The organism is Paenibacillus faecalis (assembly GCF_900289175.1).
Classification (GTDB): Bacteria; Bacillota; Bacilli; order Paenibacillales; family Paenibacillaceae; genus Paenibacillus_AQ; species Paenibacillus_AQ faecalis.
Window position 1 is genome coordinate 4735488 of record NZ_LT985747.1, and the last position, 19156, is coordinate 4754643.

The 19156-nt window shown below is 43.8% G+C and carries 19 protein-coding genes and 1 pseudogene; 9 read left to right on the forward strand and 11 right to left on the reverse strand.

Features of this window, described 5'->3' with window-relative positions:
- Positions 1–116 precede the first annotated feature (116 nt).
- From C8268_RS22160 to C8268_RS22170, 3 genes are read left to right on the forward strand one after another with little or no spacing between them, the layout of a single operon-like run.
- Positions 117–689 carry a bifunctional transcriptional activator/DNA repair enzyme AdaA gene (locus C8268_RS22160; protein WP_420094259.1) on the forward strand — a complete coding sequence of 191 codons (573 nt, stop codon included), beginning with the start codon at positions 117–119 and terminating at the stop codon, positions 687–689.
- The gene (locus tag C8268_RS22165) at positions 686–1594 is read left to right on the forward strand and encodes a DNA-3-methyladenine glycosylase family protein (protein ID WP_106769695.1); all 909 of its coding nucleotides are present in this window, start codon (positions 686–688) and stop codon (positions 1592–1594) included. The genes C8268_RS22160 and C8268_RS22165 overlap by 4 nt, the downstream gene beginning before the upstream one ends.
- Positions 1587–2075: a methylated-DNA--[protein]-cysteine S-methyltransferase gene (locus tag C8268_RS22170; protein ID WP_106769696.1), complete on the forward strand. Its 489-nt coding sequence runs from the start codon at positions 1587–1589 to the stop codon at positions 2073–2075. Before C8268_RS22165 ends, C8268_RS22170 begins: the two co-directional genes overlap by 8 nt.
- 70 nt (positions 2076–2145) lie before the next feature.
- On the opposite strand, the gene C8268_RS22175 is transcribed toward C8268_RS22170, so the two are convergent.
- The 3 genes from C8268_RS22175 to C8268_RS22185 form a co-directional block, all read right to left on the reverse strand.
- Complete coding sequence (locus C8268_RS22175; RefSeq protein ID WP_199794892.1) at positions 2146–2472, reverse strand: hypothetical protein; 327 nt, start codon at positions 2470–2472, stop codon at positions 2146–2148.
- A gap of 139 nt (positions 2473–2611) precedes the next feature.
- Positions 2612–3967, reverse strand: a complete 1356-nt coding sequence (locus C8268_RS22180) for a sodium-dependent transporter (protein ID WP_106769697.1) — start codon at positions 3965–3967, stop codon at positions 2612–2614.
- Between the two features lie 307 nt (positions 3968–4274).
- Positions 4275–5264 (reverse strand): glycerophosphodiester phosphodiesterase family protein, encoded by a 990-nt coding sequence (locus C8268_RS22185; protein WP_106769698.1) that lies wholly within the window; start codon positions 5262–5264, stop codon positions 4275–4277.
- Positions 5265–5424: 160 nt separating this feature from the next.
- On the opposite strand from C8268_RS22185, the gene C8268_RS22190 reads away from it, so the two are divergent.
- Positions 5425–6114 (forward strand): FHA domain-containing protein, encoded by a 690-nt coding sequence (locus tag C8268_RS22190; protein ID WP_106769699.1) that lies wholly within the window; start codon positions 5425–5427, stop codon positions 6112–6114.
- Between the two features lie 112 nt (positions 6115–6226).
- On the opposite strand, the gene C8268_RS22195 is transcribed toward C8268_RS22190, so the two are convergent.
- The 4 genes from C8268_RS22195 to C8268_RS22210 form a co-directional block, all read right to left on the reverse strand.
- Positions 6227–8419 (reverse strand): GH92 family glycosyl hydrolase, encoded by a 2193-nt coding sequence (locus C8268_RS22195; protein WP_106769700.1) that lies wholly within the window; start codon positions 8417–8419, stop codon positions 6227–6229.
- 49 nt (positions 8420–8468) lie between these two features.
- Positions 8469–9566 carry a GntR family transcriptional regulator gene (locus tag C8268_RS22200; RefSeq protein ID WP_106769701.1) on the reverse strand — a complete coding sequence of 366 codons (1098 nt, stop codon included), beginning with the start codon at positions 9564–9566 and terminating at the stop codon, positions 8469–8471.
- A 409-nt stretch (positions 9567–9975) separates the two neighbouring features.
- Positions 9976–10254 carry a GNAT family N-acetyltransferase gene (locus tag C8268_RS22205; protein ID WP_106769702.1) on the reverse strand — a complete coding sequence of 93 codons (279 nt, stop codon included), beginning with the start codon at positions 10252–10254 and terminating at the stop codon, positions 9976–9978.
- A gap of 20 nt (positions 10255–10274) precedes the next feature.
- Positions 10275–10502, reverse strand: coding sequence for a (4Fe-4S)-binding protein (locus C8268_RS22210; protein ID WP_106769703.1), 228 nt, complete (start codon positions 10500–10502; stop codon positions 10275–10277).
- Positions 10503–10769: 267 nt separating this feature from the next.
- Between C8268_RS22210 and C8268_RS22215 the strand changes: the two genes are divergently transcribed.
- The gene (locus C8268_RS22215; RefSeq protein WP_106769704.1) at positions 10770–11867 is read left to right on the forward strand and encodes a M50 family metallopeptidase; all 1098 of its coding nucleotides are present in this window, start codon (positions 10770–10772) and stop codon (positions 11865–11867) included.
- A gap of 188 nt (positions 11868–12055) precedes the next feature.
- Here the strand turns inward: C8268_RS22215 and C8268_RS22220 are convergent.
- Positions 12056–12166 (reverse strand): annotated as a pseudogene (locus C8268_RS22220) (iron chelate uptake ABC transporter family permease subunit); the annotation flags it as partial.
- Between the two features lie 211 nt (positions 12167–12377).
- On the opposite strand from C8268_RS22220, the gene C8268_RS22225 reads away from it, so the two are divergent.
- Positions 12378–12878, forward strand: coding sequence for a sigma-70 family RNA polymerase sigma factor (locus C8268_RS22225; RefSeq protein WP_106769705.1), 501 nt, complete (start codon positions 12378–12380; stop codon positions 12876–12878).
- A complete protein-coding gene (locus C8268_RS22230; RefSeq protein ID WP_106769706.1) occupies positions 12875–14002 on the forward strand; it encodes an anti-sigma factor in 1128 nt (375 codons plus the stop codon). Before C8268_RS22225 ends, C8268_RS22230 begins: the two co-directional genes overlap by 4 nt.
- Positions 14003–14014: 12 nt before the next feature.
- On the opposite strand, the gene C8268_RS22235 is transcribed toward C8268_RS22230, so the two are convergent.
- The 3 genes from C8268_RS22235 to C8268_RS22245 form a co-directional block, all read right to left on the reverse strand.
- A complete protein-coding gene (locus tag C8268_RS22235) occupies positions 14015–14833 on the reverse strand; it encodes an alpha/beta fold hydrolase (protein ID WP_106769707.1) in 819 nt (272 codons plus the stop codon).
- A gap of 90 nt (positions 14834–14923) precedes the next feature.
- Positions 14924–15592 carry a lysoplasmalogenase gene (locus C8268_RS22240; protein ID WP_106769708.1) on the reverse strand — a complete coding sequence of 223 codons (669 nt, stop codon included), beginning with the start codon at positions 15590–15592 and terminating at the stop codon, positions 14924–14926.
- Between the two features lie 168 nt (positions 15593–15760).
- A complete protein-coding gene (locus C8268_RS22245; protein ID WP_106769709.1) occupies positions 15761–16864 on the reverse strand; it encodes a PRK06851 family protein in 1104 nt (367 codons plus the stop codon).
- Positions 16865–17113: 249 nt separating this feature from the next.
- Here C8268_RS22245 and rlmN point away from each other — a divergent pair, with 249 nt between their 5' ends.
- Together rlmN and C8268_RS22255 are read left to right on the forward strand one after the other, a co-directional pair.
- A complete protein-coding gene (rlmN, locus tag C8268_RS22250) occupies positions 17114–18166 on the forward strand; it encodes a dual-specificity RNA methyltransferase RlmN (RefSeq protein WP_106769710.1) in 1053 nt (350 codons plus the stop codon).
- A 182-nt stretch (positions 18167–18348) separates the two neighbouring features.
- Positions 18349–19116 carry an AAC(3) family N-acetyltransferase gene (locus tag C8268_RS22255; RefSeq protein ID WP_106769711.1) on the forward strand — a complete coding sequence of 256 codons (768 nt, stop codon included), beginning with the start codon at positions 18349–18351 and terminating at the stop codon, positions 19114–19116.
- Positions 19117–19156 lie beyond the last annotated feature (40 nt).

The window sequence follows — 19156 nt, forward strand, 5'->3', positions numbered from 1 at the left end:
TGACTATATAAGGGTGCAGCTTCTGATGGACCATAAGAGCAAAAATGAGGACGCTTTTCGCAAAGATTTCTTGATACAATAGGTTCAATATAACGAAGGGAGGCGAAAGTAAAATAGTGGCCTATATCCATCTTTCGTTTGATGAAATGTGGGAGAAATTCGTGGCATGTGACCGCAGTTATGACGGGATATTTTATGTAGCGGTGAGAACGACAAAAATTTACTGCCGCCCTTCTTGCAGATCGAGAAAACCGAAAAAGACCAATGTGGAGTTCTTTGATGATATTGAAGAAATTGAAAAGGCGGGCTATCGTGCCTGCAAAAGATGTCAGCCTAAAGCTGATTACTCTCCACATGTTGGACTTGTTAGAGAGGTTGTTGCTTTTTTAGTAAATCATTATAAACAACGGCTGGAATTAAAAGATATATCAGAGCATGTGGGGGTAAGTCCTTACTATCTTGAACGACTATTTAAACAAGAAACCGCAGAAACTCCACGCACCTATCTGGATAAAATAAGGGCTGAAAAGGCGGCCTACCTGTTAACGAACACATCCGGGACGAATCTTCAGATTTGTTATGAAGCTGGATTTCAGAGTCCATCTCATTTTTATAAAGTGTTTCGCCAAGTGCATCATTGCACGCCCAGTGAATATCGAAGTTCGAACAGAAAGGGGGAGCAACTATGAAGGGGAGCGGCACACCATACTATATAGAGATTTGTCCACCAACGGAGTTTGCTTTTTCTGAGTGTTTAGCGTTCTTGGATAGGTCTGAGCATGGCATTCTTCATCAGATTAGAGATGGCTGCGTATATAAACTGGTCGAAACAAATGACGGAATGATTTTATTGAAAGTTGTCGGTACCTCAGAAGCGATTCAGGTGCACTTCCCGATGGGAGCGCCATCCAAGCAGGCCAGCGAAGAGATTGCTTCATATGTCCGTGAATGGTTTGATTTGGACCAAGACTTAAGTGGTTTTTATGACCTGGCCCGTCGGGATGCGATACTTGGGCCGCTTGTCCAGAAATATTACGGATTACGGATGATATGTATTCCAGATTTGTTTGAAGCTTTAACATGGGCAGTTATCGGGCAGCAGATCAATCTGACTTTTGCTTACACGTTGAAGAAACGTTTTACGAAGCATTTTGGACAATCTCTTTCTTTCGGGGGAGATGTGTATTGGCTATATCCGAAATATGAACGGATCGCAGCATTAGATGTACAGGATTTAAGAAATCTTCAATTCACGACGAGAAAGGCTGAATATGTTATCGGTATTGCAAGGGCGATGGCGAATGGTGACTTGATGAAACCATCGCTTCTTCAGAAACGGGATTATGAAGACATCAAGCAGTCTTTGATGAAGATTAGAGGGGTCGGGGCATGGACAGCTGATTATGTGATGATGAAGTGCCTGCAACAGCCTGCAGCACTTCCTATAACGGATGTAGGGCTTCATAATGCATTGAAAATACAACTAGGACTTGAGCGTAAACCGTCGATCGAAGAAATCAGGGAGCTGGCAACTCAATGGGAAGGCTGGCAGGCCTATGCGACCTTTTATTTATGGAGGTCTCTGTATGAATGAACGATATCGGTTAGATTATGAATCACCTATTGGAGTTATCGAAATCATAGGAACGGGTGAAGCGGTCCATTCCATGATGTTCAAGGAGCGGGATATAGCTGTCCATATGATACAGCAGCAGACTCCTAGAGTGCTGGTCGATTGCTATCGTCAACTAGATGAGTATTTCAAAGGGAAACGCCGTAAATTTACATTTCCCTATCGATTGGCAGGAACTGATTTTCAGAAAAAAGTATGGGGTGCTTTAACAGAAGTATCTTACGCCAATACGGCTTCCTATAAAGATATTGCGGTTTCCATTGGCCAAGAGAAAGCCATCAGGGCGGTCGGAAATGCAAATGGTAAAAATAAGATGTGGATCGTAATTCCTTGTCATCGGATTATCGGCTCAAACGGACAATTGACAGGTTACGCAGGTGGTTTGTGGAGAAAGGAATGGTTGCTTGAGCATGAGCGATCGATGAGTGCAAGAGACGTGTAATGGACAGTAGCAAAAGCTAAACATGGGAGTGCCTTGGTCAATGACCTTTAGGGCGCTCCCATTTCATGTCTTACCCGTTAAATTGTACGGATAAGCGAGGATAATTGATCGAAATCTCATTTGTTAATTCGGATATTTTGGCAGGGTCGAAAGCGGAGCCAAATATTTCGGTATCAGGCAAGAAGGTAACACTTGTACCTGTTTCATTCGTTATACCTACCGTCATTACAGGTGTTTGTGGGATTCCATGTTTGTATTCCTGACGGAATATCTTGCCTTCGCGCCGAATTTCAACAGTAAGCTTTTCAGAAAGTGCGTTCACAACCGGGATACTAATGCCTTTCTCGCTATCAGGGGCATGAAATGATTCGCTATGCAATTGGCTTATTTCCGTCAAAACCGCCTGTACCCGAGGTTTTTCCGAATTTGACCAAGAGGGCATTCCCGTCAGACGACAATTAACAAAAAGCAATAGACGCAGTGTGTATAACCTGCATCTATTGCTTTTTTTAGCGTTGATTTAACCAGCTTCTTATCTATTCAAACTTGATAATCCCTGATGTGTGCAGCAGCACAAGGAGCATGAGAACCGGAGCAATATACCGCATAGTGAAGATCCATACCTTGAACCAGCCGGATTTTAGCCCTGCGGCTTCGGCTGCCCCCTTCCAGTAATACCCTGCAAAGATCGTAGTTACAAGCCCGCCGATCGGAAGCAGAATGTTGGACGTGATGAAATCCAACCAGTCAAAGAACGATTTACCTGCGATATTATCAAGCCATGGCACCATACCGAAGGATAAAATGGATGGAAGACCGACGAGCAGAAGGGATATAGTAACCACGACCACTGATTTTGTGCGGCCCCAACCAAAGCGTTCCATGACGTAAGAAACGGGTACTTCAAGCAGTGATACCGTTGAAGTTAATGCAGCAAATGCTAACAGGACAAAGAAAAGACCGCCGAAGAATGCACCAAGCGGCATGGCTGAAAAGGCCGCCGGAAGGGCGATAAAAACAAGTGATGGCCCAGTATCCGGTGCAATACCGAAGGACGCGGTAGTTGGGAAAATAATAAGACCTGCAATGAATGCATAAATAAGATCACCGGCCCCAATGGCAAGCGTTGCAGAACCGAGCGACTGGCGTTTATCTACATAAGCACCGTATGTAAGCAGTATGCCCATCCCCAAAGAGAGGGAGAAGAAGGCATGTCCGAGAGCAACCAATGCGGCTTCGGCAGACAGCTTGGAGAAGTCTGGATTCAGAAAGAAAGATATACCGGCTTCGGCTCCCGGCAGTGTTACAGCTCGAATCATGAGTACGATCAACAGTACGATAAGACCCGGAATAATTATTTTGTTGAATTTCTCGATTCCGCCGGATATCCCGCGTGCCACAACAAAGCCTGTTAATGCAAGAGCAATCAGCTGCCATATCAACGGCATATACCCACCGGTAAAGGCAGAGAATTGTGCTGAAAAATTGGAATCCGAAAATAACTTGCCGCTAAAAGATAAAACGGCATAATGAAGCGTCCAGCCTGCAATAATGACGTAAAAAGACAATATGATAAAAGGTGCGATGACCTGCAGCAATCCGAACGGTGCAAAAGCTTTCGGCCCTCCCGCTTTCACATAAGCAGTAGCGGCGCTCCCTCGTCCGGCACGACCAATAGCGAGCTCAGCCAGAAGCACAGGCAGGCCGATGATGATCAGGCAGATGATAAAGAGAAGGAAGAAAGCTGCTCCCCCGTGCTCTCCGGTAATATACGGGAACTTCCACATATTGCCCAGACCCACGGAGCTTCCGATCGCAGCCAGAATAAAGCCCGCTGATGAAAAACGATCATTATTACCGGGAGCGGACGGATTCCCTTGTTGTAAACTCATAAAATAACCCCCAGTCGAATGTTTTAAAGTACTAAAGTTTCTTTATTATATTTCATATCGTATCAGAAAGTCATGAGAAAAACTTCATAGTTATTACATAAATTACCGAACACGATTAGAGCACAACTCTTTTTATGGTGATAATTACCCAGAAGTAGTGATAAAATCTAGTCCGTTTGTAATCTAATTTCGCATAATGATAGAAAAAAGAGCGCTCCTTCACTTCACTGTGAATTCAGCGCTCCAATTAACTCAGCCACAACGCTGAGTTTTATACCATTTATTTTGCACTCTTTTACAAAGTTATCTATGGATTGGGGGCGTTTGGTTTCAGGATCGGAGCGACCCTATCAATACGATTTGTCCAGAGTCCGCCGCTATAATCGTGAGGAAGTCTTTCCAAGTCCTGTGCTGAATCAAATCCTTCCGACCATCCGCCGTTGCCGGCCACCAGGATGACCCTCGTATTTACGCTATCCATCCGATTCAGAAATTTATCCGGCCATCCCCACAGGAGGGGAGCGAATTTCTCGGGGATGTGGAGCTGCGTGTTGCGGCAGACCGAAGGGATATACCCTGTCCAGCTAGCACCCATGTAAGAAATGAGGCAGCTTTTAAGTGTACCCATAGACATGACCCGTAAAGATGGGAGTCGGGCTTTCAGGGCACCGATTGGAGCGTCGTCACCGTAAACGGTCAGTTTGTTTAATTGCTCTTCAGGCAAGCTTTGCAGATAATTCGCCAGCTGTTCACCTTCTTTGGCATCTTTACTTTTGATATGGATCAGGAAAGATTGTTCCGGAAATGTGGATAATACTTCCCCCAAGGAAGGCATGAGACCTACTCCCTTTCCCCGAAAAGGATACGTTTCCCCTTGATCGGCTGTGTATCCATAACCGACATCTATGTTTTTCAGCTCTTCCATGGTATAATCCATGACCATGCCTTGTGCATTCGTCCGGCAATCCAGGGTCCAGTCATGAAATACGGCAAATTGTCCGTCCTTTGTCGGCTTGATATCGAACTCGACAATATCAGCCCCTGCATGAAACGCGGCTTCCATCGACGAAATGGTGTTTTCCAAATACTTATGCTCTGGATCGTAAATCCGCTTGGCTGTGCAGGTGTCCGACTCGATGCCCTCCATCGGAAATGTTTGGCCAAGACCGCGATGGGCGAGCAGCAAAGGCTCGGCTGTACGCTCTTTTGTCAGAAGAGTTGTATTGTTTAAAAATAAAAATATGATCAATATAAAGAAAAATGGTAATAGTTTCTTCCATCTTTTTTTGTTTTTCACTATCCGATCCTCCGCAAACTGATTAAAATGAACAGTAGTAAACACTCTCTTATTTGATCTTATCTATTTATGGAGCTTACTCAATAGCTGAACCATAACAATTACATGATAACGATCTGATAAAAGCGGTAAAATGATAAAGAAAAGGGGAGGGAAAGTGATGGATAAGTCCTCCTTTTTGTTGGTGGAACGGGGAAATCCCTATAAAAGGGGAGATATGATTCCGCTAACAAGTAAGATGATGATCTTGGGCAGAAAGGGAAAGCAGTGGGACCCCGATATTTCCTTTGATAATGTGTTTGTATCTCGAAAACATGCAGCTTTATTGTATAAAAACGGGCGTTATTTCATCAGAGATTTAAACAGCAAGCATGGGACATTTTTGAATCAGGAGCGGCTCGTTCCGGGCGGGGAAGCTCCGCTTCAACATGCCGATTCGATTGCGCTCGCGGGCGATTTGATTCTATTGTCGTTCTCGATCCTTAGCATGGATGAAACGATGGAAATTACACCATTGATGAAGCATAAGGAGCTCGTAGAGGCGCCAGCAAAGGTCAGACTTGACCCGTTCAAGCAGGAATTTGTTTTTGGGGAAGACGTTTACGCTTTTTCGGAAAAAGAGTACAGATGCATTGAACTGTTAATCAAGCATAAAGGGCAGTTCGTGTCGAAAGAACAGCTGAAGCTGGAGGTATGGCCTGAACGAAGTTACAGCGTGGGGGATATACCGGATGTGAGTTCAGAGGAGCTGAATGCCTTAATCTACCGGGTAAGGAAGAAGACTCGCCAGCTTTTTACGATTGAAAGCATTCGAGGAAAAGGATACATATTGCATGGTGAAGATGAATAACCTTGGCGCTTTAATGCATCAGGATAAAACAATTGTATTCGAAAAGAAAGGGACATCCGACAAGATCAGAAAAGCTCTGATTGGTATCGGAAGTCCCTTTTTCATCTCTATATTATTTTTTAGTAATCGAGAACGGAATCTCGTCCTGTTCATATTGACGATAGCTTGGAGCAAGCCCCAGTTGGAAATCCAGCGTTTTGCCAGCCATAATATCGTCATGCTTGATAAATAGCTTTGTGTATTCCTCGTCGTTCAGCTTGACGCTTGTGACGAAGTTAGACTGAGGGTTATTGTTGTCGGTATGGATCTGCATCTGCTTGCCGTTAGGCAGCTCGATCGTCACGCTGTCGAAAAGCGGGATGCCAAGCACATACTCACCGCTTCCTGGGCATACCGGATAGAAGCCCATCGAGCTGAATACATACCATCCGGCCATACTGCCGTTATCCTCATCTCCCGGGAATCCATCAAAGCCGCTGTTGAACAGGTTGGTCAGAAGCTGTTTAATCACAACCTGTGACGAAGCTGGCTGACCGACATAGCTGAACAAGTACGGGATATGGAAGCTTGGCTGGTTGGAGATCGCCAGCTGTCCGAAATCGACCGCAGCCATTTCACTCATTTCATGGATTTCAAACCCATAGCCCTTTACATCAAAATCGGGAGCTTTGTTGCACAGCTCGGTGATTTTGTCAAAGAAGCGCTCCTTGGAACCATAGGCCTGAATCAATCCTTCAAAATCATGATAGACCGCAAAGCTGTTCTGCCATGCACTGCCCTCAGCATAATCAAGTCCCCAGCTTGTATCTTTGAAGTCCGGGCGGAACTGTCCGTGCTGGTCCTTGGCCCGCATAAACCCGGTTTCCTGATCAAAAATATTACGATAGTTCAGCGAGCTTTGTCTGTACTTTTCCGCGAGTTCAGCATCTCCAAGTACGTCGGCCACCCGGCTGATGCAGTAATCACTGTACGCATAATCCAGCGTATGGTTGACGCTTTCGTGATGATGGTTCGGAACATAACCGTATTTCAGATAGTCCAGTGTACCCTGGCGGCCATAAATGCTCATCTCGCTCTGCGTTGTGGCAGATTTCAGCATCGCTTCAAGAAGCTCTGGCAGTATGTCATCGGCAATGCCTTTAATAGCAGCGTCGGCAATAACAGCGTCGATCAGTGTGCCCGGCATCAATCCGCGCTCATCTGGAGACAACCATTTTGGCAGGAAGCCAGATTCGCGGTATGAGTTCAGGAAGCCCTCCAGCATTTCTCGGTATTCCTCAGGGGCAATAATGGAATAGAGCGGATAAACCGTCTTATACGTATCCCAAAACCCGTTATTCGTGTACAGAATGCCTTTTTTGACGGCTTTGGCTGTCGTATCGTAGTGGATCGGTTCCATATGCTCATCCAGCTCATAGAACTTTTGCGGGAACAAGAACATACGGTATAAGCAAGTGTAGAAGGTTTTTAAGTATTCCTCATTGTGATGACTCACTTTGATTTTGTTCAAATAGTGATTCCATGCGTCATCCGCTGCTTCCTTCATCTCATCAAAGGAAGTTGTAATCTCTCGCTCGTGGTTGAGCTCGGCCTGTTCAATGCTAATGAAAGAGGTTGAAAGCTTAACTTCCAGTGTGTCCTTCTCACAGTCTTTAAAGCGGATGACCGCATGTTGATCCGTTCCTTCCAGCTCGGTCACGTTTACCAGCTGTCCCTCGGCATTATAATAGCCGGAAGTCGATAGATCGATATCTTTGTTAAACGTCATCACGATGTAAATGCCGAAGTTCTCGTCCTGGCATCCGGAGAAATTGCTAATAAAGCCGGTAACCTTTCGATTGGCCGCATCCCACTGCAATGAGCTTTTTCCATTGGCGTTCAGCACAAATCCCGCTTGCTGGGCAGAGTTGTATTTGATTCGAAGCGCTGCGCCATAGCAGGATGGAACCAGCTCGGTTGTTATGTTGTATCGCTGCTGCTTGATGCGAACATAATGCGGTTTAAAGATGGCTTCTTCCGGACGATAAGAACTTTGGCAAGTGAATACGGAGCCTCTGATCCTGTGATCGGCAATAGGTGTCATTAGAAAATGAGCAAAATCCCCCATCCAGGGACTCGGCTGGTGTGTCAATCGTATGCCTTGGAAAACGCGGTCATTTGGATTGAAAAACCAGCTTCCTTCATGGTGGGTTTGAACGGCAAAATGGTTCATACCGAAAGGTACCGCTGTGTAGGGAAGCGTGTTGCCGTTAGAGTATGAATGCTTGTTGTTGGAGCCTTGTCTGGTATCGATATAGTGCAGCATGTTTTTAGAGTCTCCTTTAATTGTGTTTATTTTATGTTGGCAATAGGTGTTATAGTTTCTTCACCGTCTGGCGTTCAATGAGCTTGACTGGAACGACGAGGTTCTTCGCCGATGATTCATGAGGGTTCTCAATAAGCTGTACCAGGCTTTTGGCAGCCAGATACCCCATTTGGACAAAGTCTTGTGAAATCGTCGTCAGTTTAGGCTCTATAAAGCTGGCGAGATCAATATTATCAAATCCTATAATGGAGAAGTCATCCGGCACGCTCAGTCCCATCTCCTTGGCGATTTGAATGATTTCTATGGCGATAATGTCATTCTCGGTGACGATTCCTGTAACTCCTTGTTCCTGAATCGCCTGGATGAAACGGATATAATACTCTTTTTGGTTATCGTCATCATCATGTTTTAAATATTGCTCGGTCAAATCATTTACTTGTTGGTCGATCAGATTATAATCATGCAGCGCTTTCAAATGGCCTAAGTATCGCTCGCGTATGGGAGAAGAAGTTTCAATCTTAAGCGATGATACAAAGGCTATTTTTTTGTGATTGTTATCGATCAGATGTTTGGTTGCCTGGTAAGCACCATCAAAGTTATCCGACATAACGGACAAAAACGGAATGCCTTCAATGCATTTATCCATCGTTACAAACGGGTATTGGGATAAATGATATTGGTACAAAATATCAAGGTCCGTAATGCTGTTGATCGGATAGAAAATGATGCCCGAATTCGAGCTTTGCAGCGCAGCCTGCAACAGTTTTCTTTGTCCGGTTATTCGATTGGATTGAATATTCAGAATATATTCCGTATCTTCTAGATACTCGTTAACCCCCTTTTCATAGTCGCCCAGACCTGGATTATGGCTGAACGGCAAAATCAGCAGAATCTCTTTGTTAGCTTGATCTGTAGAGCGTTTGAGCAAGGGTAAAGAATTGACGAAGCTGCCTTTGCCTTGTATACGATAGATGAGATTGGCATTCTCCAGCTCGGTGAGCGCTCTTTTGGATGTAATTCGGCTTACGTTATATTGCTTGGAGATTTCAGCTTCCGTTGGAAGCTGGTCACCGCTTTTCAATTCTCCTGATTCAATCTTTGCTTTTAAATCCATCACGATATGTTGATATAGTGGAATGTTTCCCATATGCGATCCCCTTACCTAAATTTGATATATCATTTATTGTGGAAGATGTCAAAATAATAATTGTGTTGTTATCAAAAAAACAATATTATAGGGCCTTATCATGATTTTTCGTCCATTAAGCGTTCACTAACAGTCGATTTCTCCATTTTTTTTCGGAAAATCTATTAGTTTCATACTATATTTATGTGCAGAAGATTTCAAGGATATTTGTAAGGTGCTTGCGAAAACATGAATGTACATATCATGTATCATTGGTGTTGAATGATATGGTATATCAAATAGTAGGGGGAGAGGGAAGAATGTTTAGTTTTAAAAGAGGAGAAACGACAATTATGCTGTGTCTAAATATAAAAAAACACTACTCTTTTTTCTGTGAAGGGAAAAGGATAGTGTTTTTGTTTCGTATGAATTATAAAAGTAAATCTGCGTGCTCTGGATGCCGTTCAAAACGTCCTTTAGCAAACGGGCACAGCGGCATCAGCTTAATGCTGTTCTCCCGCGCATGATGGATCATCGCTGAAAATAGCTTGTCCCCTAATCCTTGTCCGCGATAAGCATCATCTACAAAGGTATGATCAATGATATAAAGCTGAGGACTGGAAGTCACATAAGTCATTTCGGCCGCCAGTTTGCCGTTATCCATAATTTGAAATCGTTTATTGGTCGCATCATGTTCAACGATATGCATGTTCACTGCCTCTTTTCTGCCTATTCATTATCCTTGTCAAGGCGATTATATGTAAGTGCACCGCTTGGACATTTGTCGATATGACGGGCAATGGCCTCCGCGCTTTCCGCATCAGCATTTATCCAAGGCCGCTTCTTTAAATCAAATACAGAAGGGAGCCCTTTGACACAAATGCCCGAATGCGTACAAACATCTGAATCAAACATAACCTCAATATGTTTACCGTAATAAACTTTTTGCTTACTCAAGCTATCATCCCTTTCAAGCTGCTTTAACGATTGAGTCCGAATCTAGTCATCCAATCAGAATATAGGCCTATTATACCTGAATGTTATAGTTTTGTACCGCTTTATCTGCTGAGTTCAAGATAATCAACTTGTTTACTCTTTATAGTTGTTTTGTGTTTTATGGAATTATTGGTGATAAAATGAAGTGGCGACCTTTTTGAGTATCGTTACTTTGAAAGGATCACGGTTTTTTTGATTGCAAATTTTACGAGGAGCTTGTAAACAAATATGTTAAAGCTTAAGCAGTTTTTCTTACATCCTCTTACGATAACTATCATTTATCCGCTTATTTTACTTTTGTTTTTTTGGTGGACGAAGGAAGACGCCTTATTTGTTGTCGTTACTTGTTATGTATTAGGTTTCGCTTGTATAACAATTCACGAGCTAGGTCATGTTTTTGGCGGTTATGTAGTAGGATCAAAGCTTCATTTCATGTCAGCTGGCCCGATTTTGCTCTTACCAGGCAAGCAGGGCAAATTCAGAGTTGCTCTAAACTCCGATCCAAGTATGATGTTTGGCATGGAAAGCAGCTACATCCCTTCGAACAATTTGTCTAATGAAGTGCTGCAAAAGAAAATGATTCCTCTTTATCTGGGTGGTCCACTTGCTAATTTGTTTGCCATTGGGCTGTCCTTCCTGGTCAGATTCATGCCGATTGAAAACGATTGGTTATGGGATATAACTAGTTATTTCATTATTTTGAATATAGCAATATTTTTGGCCACAGCGATTCCCTTTGGTGGATATACAGATGGAGCAAAAATATGGGAACTGATTCGTGGACGAAATATGTCGTTTTATCGTATGTACAACCAGTATCTGAATCCGAATTTTAAATTAACTGCTCAAGCTGTCAATGATGATTTCGAGCAGCAACTTAATGAAACGCCCCAGCTTTCCAAATGCTATAACCTGGGCCTGATGCTTATACATTACCACGCACAAAATCTTAACTATGAGCGAGCCTTGCAAATAATTGATCAACTGAGTAGTAAGCTTACAAAAGAGGATGGTCCGATTATGGAAAATCTGATTTATTTTTATTGTGGCTTATTACGATGGGCGTCTAAATCAGACATTGATGAAGACACTCTAACGCGGATTAAAAATATTAATTATACCTATGGCAGATCTTTTTGCTATCTGGCGGAAGCGATCATTCAGTATGCAGAAGGAAAACAGATTGACACGCAGTGGAGGCACTTACAGCATTCAAAAAAATGGCTTTATCAGCTTATGGACCATCGTCAGGAAGAAATTCTTATCTATGCAATTGATTCTATTCAAAAAAGTGCAGATGAGTACGAATGTGCCATTAAAATATGAATCCCTCAGAATTTTAACCTCACTACCAATCGGAACCATGCGCTAAAAATCGATAGTGAGGTGTTTTATGTGACCTTACTTAAGTAGAGTGTAAGCAATGGATGATATCAAGTGGCTGTCATTTAAACTCTTAGTAAGGCTATGTTCTTACCCTGCTCGAATACTTGTACCAGCAAACAATAGGCCGTTCACGCTCTTTTCAGCAGCAAGTACATGAAGTAAGGCCCGCCGATTAGCGCGACCATAATTCCAGCTGGGATGCCGTCAGGCTCAACTAAATTGCGTCCGATCATATCGGCGCAATCGTGAGCTGGTCAAAGAGCTGATGCGCTAGATTTTTGCAAAAAAGACGTTTAGGCAAGCAGGAACAGGCACTAATGAAAAGAAGACATGGTCTTAGGCTGACCGTGTCTTTTTTTGATGTATAAATTCATGGAGGTTTTCGAATAGACGGTTTTTTAGTGTAACTTTTGGCAGGTGCTGAACGTGTATTGGGTGAGGAGGGAGGCAATGAAGCGGGAGGATCTGGACCGGATCTATCAAAAATATATGAAAGACGTATATCGTTATTTGTACTCTCTCTGTCGTGATCATCATTTAACGGAGGATTTGTTGCAGGAGACCTTCTACCGTGCATATCTACACTTGGAAAATTGTAAAGACGAGCAGGTCAAACCATGGCTGCTTCGGGTAGCTTACCATGCCTTTATCGATGCAATTCGGAAAAACAAGCGCACCACCGTTCAGGATATCGGATTTTTCAATTCATTAACTCAGCCTGGCACGCTGGAAAACCAGGTGATGGATCAAGAGCGGTGGAATGAGCTCGTACTTGCGATCGAACAATTGCCGGAGAAGCAGAAGCAGGCTCTTGTGCTGTATGAATTTCATCAGTTTTCGTATCAGGAAGCTTCTGAATTGATGAAGGTGGGTCTGTCTCATTTTAAAATACTGCTGTTTCGGGCAAGACAAAATCTTCGTCAGCAGAAAAGGGAGGTTGATTCAGAATGAGTGATGAATTTCGCCAAAAGCTGAAGGATTATGAGGCGGGTAAACTGTCTGAAGATGAGCGGCTAGAAATAGAGAAAGAGCTTGAGAAGCTGGAAATGTATCAGGCGCATTTGGATGAATTGCTTGGGCAGGAAGGTAGCGGGGCATTTTCGAGAAAAGAAGATGTGCGGCGTGAAGCGAAAATTATACGGCGCGGCAAATGGAAAGCACGGCTGAACACAGTTTTAAGTGTTTTGGTCATATTGATTCTGGTTTCGTGGGCGAGCAATATATTTAATTCGTTTTATTTTGGCGAAGGGGAGCCGAACCGAATGGACATATACTCGGACGTGGCTTCCTCTGCCATTAAAGTGACTTATCCAAATGTGAGTGTTCATTTAAACAGCAGTATGGGCGGATTCTTTACTTATGAACTGTATGGGGACATGAAAAAGCAAGTAGGTGATGAAAGCTACAATATCGGTGATTACTCACTGTCTTTCTGGTTTGGAAGACCAAATTCTCAGCAGATGACATGGTTTAGTGATAACGTGACGTATTTTTTCAATTATCCCGATGATCCCAATGCGGTGATAGAGCAGGATTGGCGCACATTGGAGAAGCTTCCGGAAGGAACAGTAGCTGAAGTATATGTATCTTTGGATGACTATTATACTACCGATGAAATACTGCAGAAGTTTGAAGGCAAAAATATGGAGCCTGTCTGGTTTGCCGTAGACGCCGGCTTCGATCTGAACGAGCATCCCATTGGCTTTCCGTATAACCCAATGTGGCATCACGATGATCTAACGATTACAAGCTCTACTGAGGAATTTGGAAAGAGCGGTAAAATAGTTTCACGAAGCGGGGTGTACCCTGCTGTAGAAACATACGGCAGCGGGGAATTGCGTAATGATAATTTTATCAAAACACTAAAGCTGCTCCAGAAGTATTCATCCATTACCCGACAGGCTGCTCCTTTCCTGAAGATTGATAAAGCGATCGAATACATTGAATCAAGTGGTGTTCAAATTTACGGCGTTGTGATTACCGGACCGACCAAAGAACTGTTAAAGCTCAATAAGGAGCCATGGGTTAAAGATATTCATGTCGGTGAGGCTCGATTATGGAATTGGCAAAAGTGATCGGAGGAATGCCTACAAACAATTAATAAGCGTGTCCCATATCTCCGGCGGAATTTCGTGCCCTACGCCCTCCAGTGTAATTAGAGTTGCACCCGGAATGACATTGGCGAGATGAACACCATGTTCGTAAGGAATGATTGGATCGTCCGTCCCGTGAACAACGAGCGTGGGAACAGCGATTTCTGCTGTCCTGCCCAAGTAAGATTCACCGCCGGACACAAGCCCGTGGTTATTGATGCTGGCGGGATTGTCCCAGTGCTCCCATTCTTCCTCAGCTAACCGGGTTATTCTTTTCTGATCAAACGGATATTTCGTGCCTGCCAGCACATGCCATTTGTCAACGGTAAATTGAATAAATGCGCGTTTATCGGACCAGTCTACATCAACATGATCAGCGAAAAACTGAATGACTTTTTCCTCAAGTCCAGGCAGATGGGGGGCGAAATTTGAAGTCATCATAAGCGTAATAGCTGACACCCGATGCGGATGTCGAAGTGCAATGATTTGCGTCAGCATTCCGCCCATGGATAGCCCAACGATATGTGCTTTTTCGATGCCATAGGCATCCAGAATGTGTATGGCATCATCGGCCATATCTTCAAAGGTGTATTCCGGATGCCCTGGTTTATACGCTATCGTTCGTCCAACATCCCGATGATCGTAGCGGATGACGAAACGGCCCGTATCGGATAAACGCTGGCAAAATTCTTTTTCCCACCAAACGAGGGAGGCTTGAGCTCCCATGATAAGCAAAACAGCAGGATCGTTCCTGCTTCCGAAGCTTTCTGTATAGATGTGGACACCGTTATTTTCAATACGCAGCGGATTCATCGATATTTTCCTCCTAATATTATATTATGAAATGAAAAACACAGGCTAAAGGGCCTGTGTCTCTTGTAGTCGAAAAGAAAATAAATACAGTTACGGAAAATGTTTGATTGCCGCATATCGTGTTGAACGTTGAAATCCTGCTAGACTTCGTGCAATTAGGAACTGTGCGCTGTAATAGGTTGTCATGATGTATACGTCGGAATACGAAATGCTGGAAATGAACATATTCCAGGACAAAATCGAGTCAGAGATGGTAAATAGAATGCTTCCCGCGATGGCCCACAGATTTCCGGTCATGATCGCTGACCAGAGCATTAGAGCAATGACCGTAATATAAGCGATTACCGGTACAATCAGAGATTCTTGCCCGCTCAATTCCAGTGCATGAACAAGTTTATCGCCCATAAAGTAAGCATACAGCGCAATCGGCACGATACAGGCAAAACGAAGGACAGAAAACTTCCAACGGCTGAAGAAACCTGTCAAATAGAACAGATGACCGACCAAGAACGCGGCCAATCCGTACACGAACCACCATATGATGAAAGCATCGCCTAGCATACAGAAGAACAGTCCAATCAATATGATATAGTGCATACGTGTTTTGGAATACGGCATATTCATGTAGGCATATCCGATAATCAATATCATTGGAATGAGCTTGAACACCGCTTTCACCGCAATCGGGTCAGACGGAATAAAGAAAATGTAAAGAATGCTCATCAAGAGGATGATCAGAGGTAATCCGTATTTTTTCATTTTGGTCATGTCCCCTTTGAAAAATGTACTTCATATATTTTCACCATATGCTCCCGGAATCCTCTTTATTGGTGTTTTATACAAAAAAAAGATGCGCTGAATGCGCTAAATAAAAGGTTTCCTTCACACACCTGTCTTCTCTATATTTCGGTTATTTTAGAGGAAATGTTAATGTTTTTGCGTTTGCGCTATACAGAGAACTTCGCGTTTAAGCTCTTCCTGCATCTCTTCCACTTTATCATTATCCACAAAAGGGGTAAAGATATGTTTAAGCTGATCCAAATAAGATTGGGCGGCTGCCAAATGACCAGTGGACTCTTTCATTTTTGATGAATATTGTTGTTTGAAGACGTTCAGCGTTTCTTCATGGCGTTCGTCGGTTCCCGGCTGAACGCAGCGTGCATACGTATCGATGATCTCATCGGAAGGCCGATCCGGGAAATACTCATGCGGTGCGGTGCTGTCAAAGATCGCAAATCCGGCTTCTCTGGCAATGACCATATCAATGCTGTTTGGGTCAAAACCGCAGTGATAGATCTCTACATCAAAACCTCGCTCCTCTCCGGCTGCTGCTATTTTTTTGAGCATGGTAGATTTTCCGGTGCCGGCTCTCCCTTTTATTAGATATCTTTTTAGACCTTGGGTTAGGTCAGGAACAAAGTCAATAGCACCTTTCGGAGTTGCAGCACCAAGGAAGCGATGAATGATGCGAGATTGTTTATTCAGTGTCTGCTCACCATATAATCGCTTTATATACTCCTCTGTCATTTCATTAGCCGCATCAAAATTCATATGTTTTATATACAGTGCTTCCCAATCATCATGTATATGAAGCGCTTGTGCAAATCCGGCGTACGCATCTTCATGGGCCTGTTTTATTTGAAGATTCAAATGATCGATTTCGCTCTGAAATCGGCTGAGGCCTTTTAAATCAACACAGGTATCGTCCAGGTTCAGAAACTGAATGGCTGACTCGGTCTCGTTGGCGACCATGCCCCGGAAGGCTGCGCCGGTAATCATACCGATACTCAGATCAGGCGCGATCCAACCGTCAATTGAATCGTTATCAGAAGCAGAGTGGAGAATCCACAGCTCATGACCGATTCGGGACATCTCATCTCCGATATTGCGTATCAGGTTTGCATTGCCACTGCCTGGGGAGCCATCGACAATAAAAATAGATTCTATTCCCTCCAGTGAAGAATGAAGAAGGCTCATAAAGCCTCGTGCTGTATTACCGGCTGCGAAGTAGTTTCGGATGACTGCAGTCATAACGATCACACCTTTCTAGGCTGCTGCTAACGGTTTTTACTTCATGGTATTATGTTTGGGCGAAAAAGGTGCGGAGTATTCCTAAAAGGAAGTGGTTGGATACAAAACTTTGCCAAGGGACAGCTCCATGAACTCCCCTTGTGTTCGTCCTGAAATTTTGGGACAATAAGAAACAGAATGTCGGTGTTAAAGCCATTTTAGTAGAAAAAATGATCATTGTACTGTTTCACGAAGGGAAAGGACAGATAAATGAACAAACCATCCATTTATGGATTAACTTTAGATCAGCTGGGATTATGGCTGGAAGAACGAGGGGACAAAAAGTCCCGTGCAGCACGAGTTTGGGATTGGCTGTATCGGAAGCGGGTCACCCGTTTTTCGGAGATGACAGATCTGAACGAAGGATGCTTGCAACTTCTTGAGGAACATTTTTCAATATTGACGCTGGAAGAACATACGAAGCAGGTATCTGCGGACGGGACGGTGAAATTTCTGTTCAAGCTGACCGACGGCAACCTGATCGAGACGGTGCTGATGCGTCATAAGTTCGGGCTGTCTGTATGTGTAACGACTCAGGTTGGCTGTAACATCGGTTGCAGCTTCTGTGCGAGCGGGCTGATCAGAAAAAGCCGGGATCTGACCAGCGGGGAAATCGTAGAGCAGATTATGAAGGTTCAACTTTATCTGGACGAGGCCGGCAAAGACGAGCTGGTCAGTCATGTCGTTGTTATGGGGATTGGCGAGCCGTTTGATAACTTTGATCATATGTCGAATTTCATCCGTGTGATTAAAGACCATAAAGGTTTGGCGATCGGACCAAGGCATATTACTGTATCAACGAGCGGGATTGCTCCTAAAATCATTGAGTTTGCAGATAGCGACCTGCAAGTAAACCTGGCGATTTCCCTGCATGCGTCAAATAATGAGCTTCGAACACGAATCATGAAGATCAACCGTGCTTATCCGCTGGAGAAGCTGATGCCCGCTATCGATTATTATCTTGAGAAGTCCAACCGCAGAGTAACGCTGGAATATATTTTGCTAAAGGATGTAAATGATCAGAGTGAGCATGCTTTGGAACTAGCAGAACTTGTGGGCGATAGGAAAAAGCAAGTGAACGTTAATCTGATTCCATACAATCCGGTGGATGAGCATAGTCAGTATCAGCGCAGCACACAGGAATCGATCACTGCCTTCTATGACACTTTGAAAAAGCAGGGCGTAAGTGTTAGCGTTCGTCTTGAGCATGGAACCGATATTGATGCGGCTTGTGGACAGTTAAGAAGCAAACAAATGAAATGATAAAAACAAGAGCCTTCCTGAGCAGTATCAGGAAAGCAGTAAAGTAAAACGTATGATGACTCGAAAGAAGCGTCGATTTGTCGTATCCTTTGAATAGGGCGATAAATGACGTTTTTTTCGAGTGCGATTTATTTCTAATGAGTACCCCGAATACATACATAATGATGGAGGAGGATTTTGATATGCATACGAAATCCAGTCTATTGAAAGAACTTGAAGACTTGGGGATCGACCGGAAGGGAACATTGCTTGTCCATTCTTCTATGAAAAGCATCGGTGAAGTTGAGGGAGGGGCTGATACGGTCCTGGATGCTCTTTCAGAATATATGAAGGAAGGCTTGTTGGTTCTGCCAACACATACGTGGTCGTATATCAATGCGAAGAATCCAAGGTTTGAGGTGGAAAACTCGCCTTCCTGCGTAGGGATTCTTCCAGAGATGTTTCGTAAACGTGAGGGAGTTATTCGTTCGTATCATCCCACACACTCGGTAGCGGCTCTAGGAAAAGATGCTGCAGCTTTTACCCAAGGGGATGAGCGGTTCGACACACCTTGTCACCGTGAATCGGCATGGGGCAAGCTTCTCGATCGGAAAGCAACCATCATGCTGCTAGGTGTTGATTTACGCAGAAACACATTCATCCATGGTATTGAAGAGTGGGTTAACGTACCGGATCGTTTTTCAGAGAAGCCGGAAGCACTTGTCACTGTGCTGGGAGATGGCACGGAAATCCCGGTTCCTTCACGCAGACATATCGGTCCGGCGTCGTCGGAATATTTTTGGAAGGTAGATGACCTTCTTGTTGAACAAGGCGCGATGTATAAAGGAAAACTGGGAGATGCGGTCGTCCGGGTATGTGATACGGTAAAATTAACGGATATCATTTCGCCGATGTTGCAGGAAAATCCATATCTGTTTTTCGATAACGAACCGCTTCAGCAAAAAGCTTGAACTCAATATTTTTCTTATTTAGGGTATAATGGAATAAACC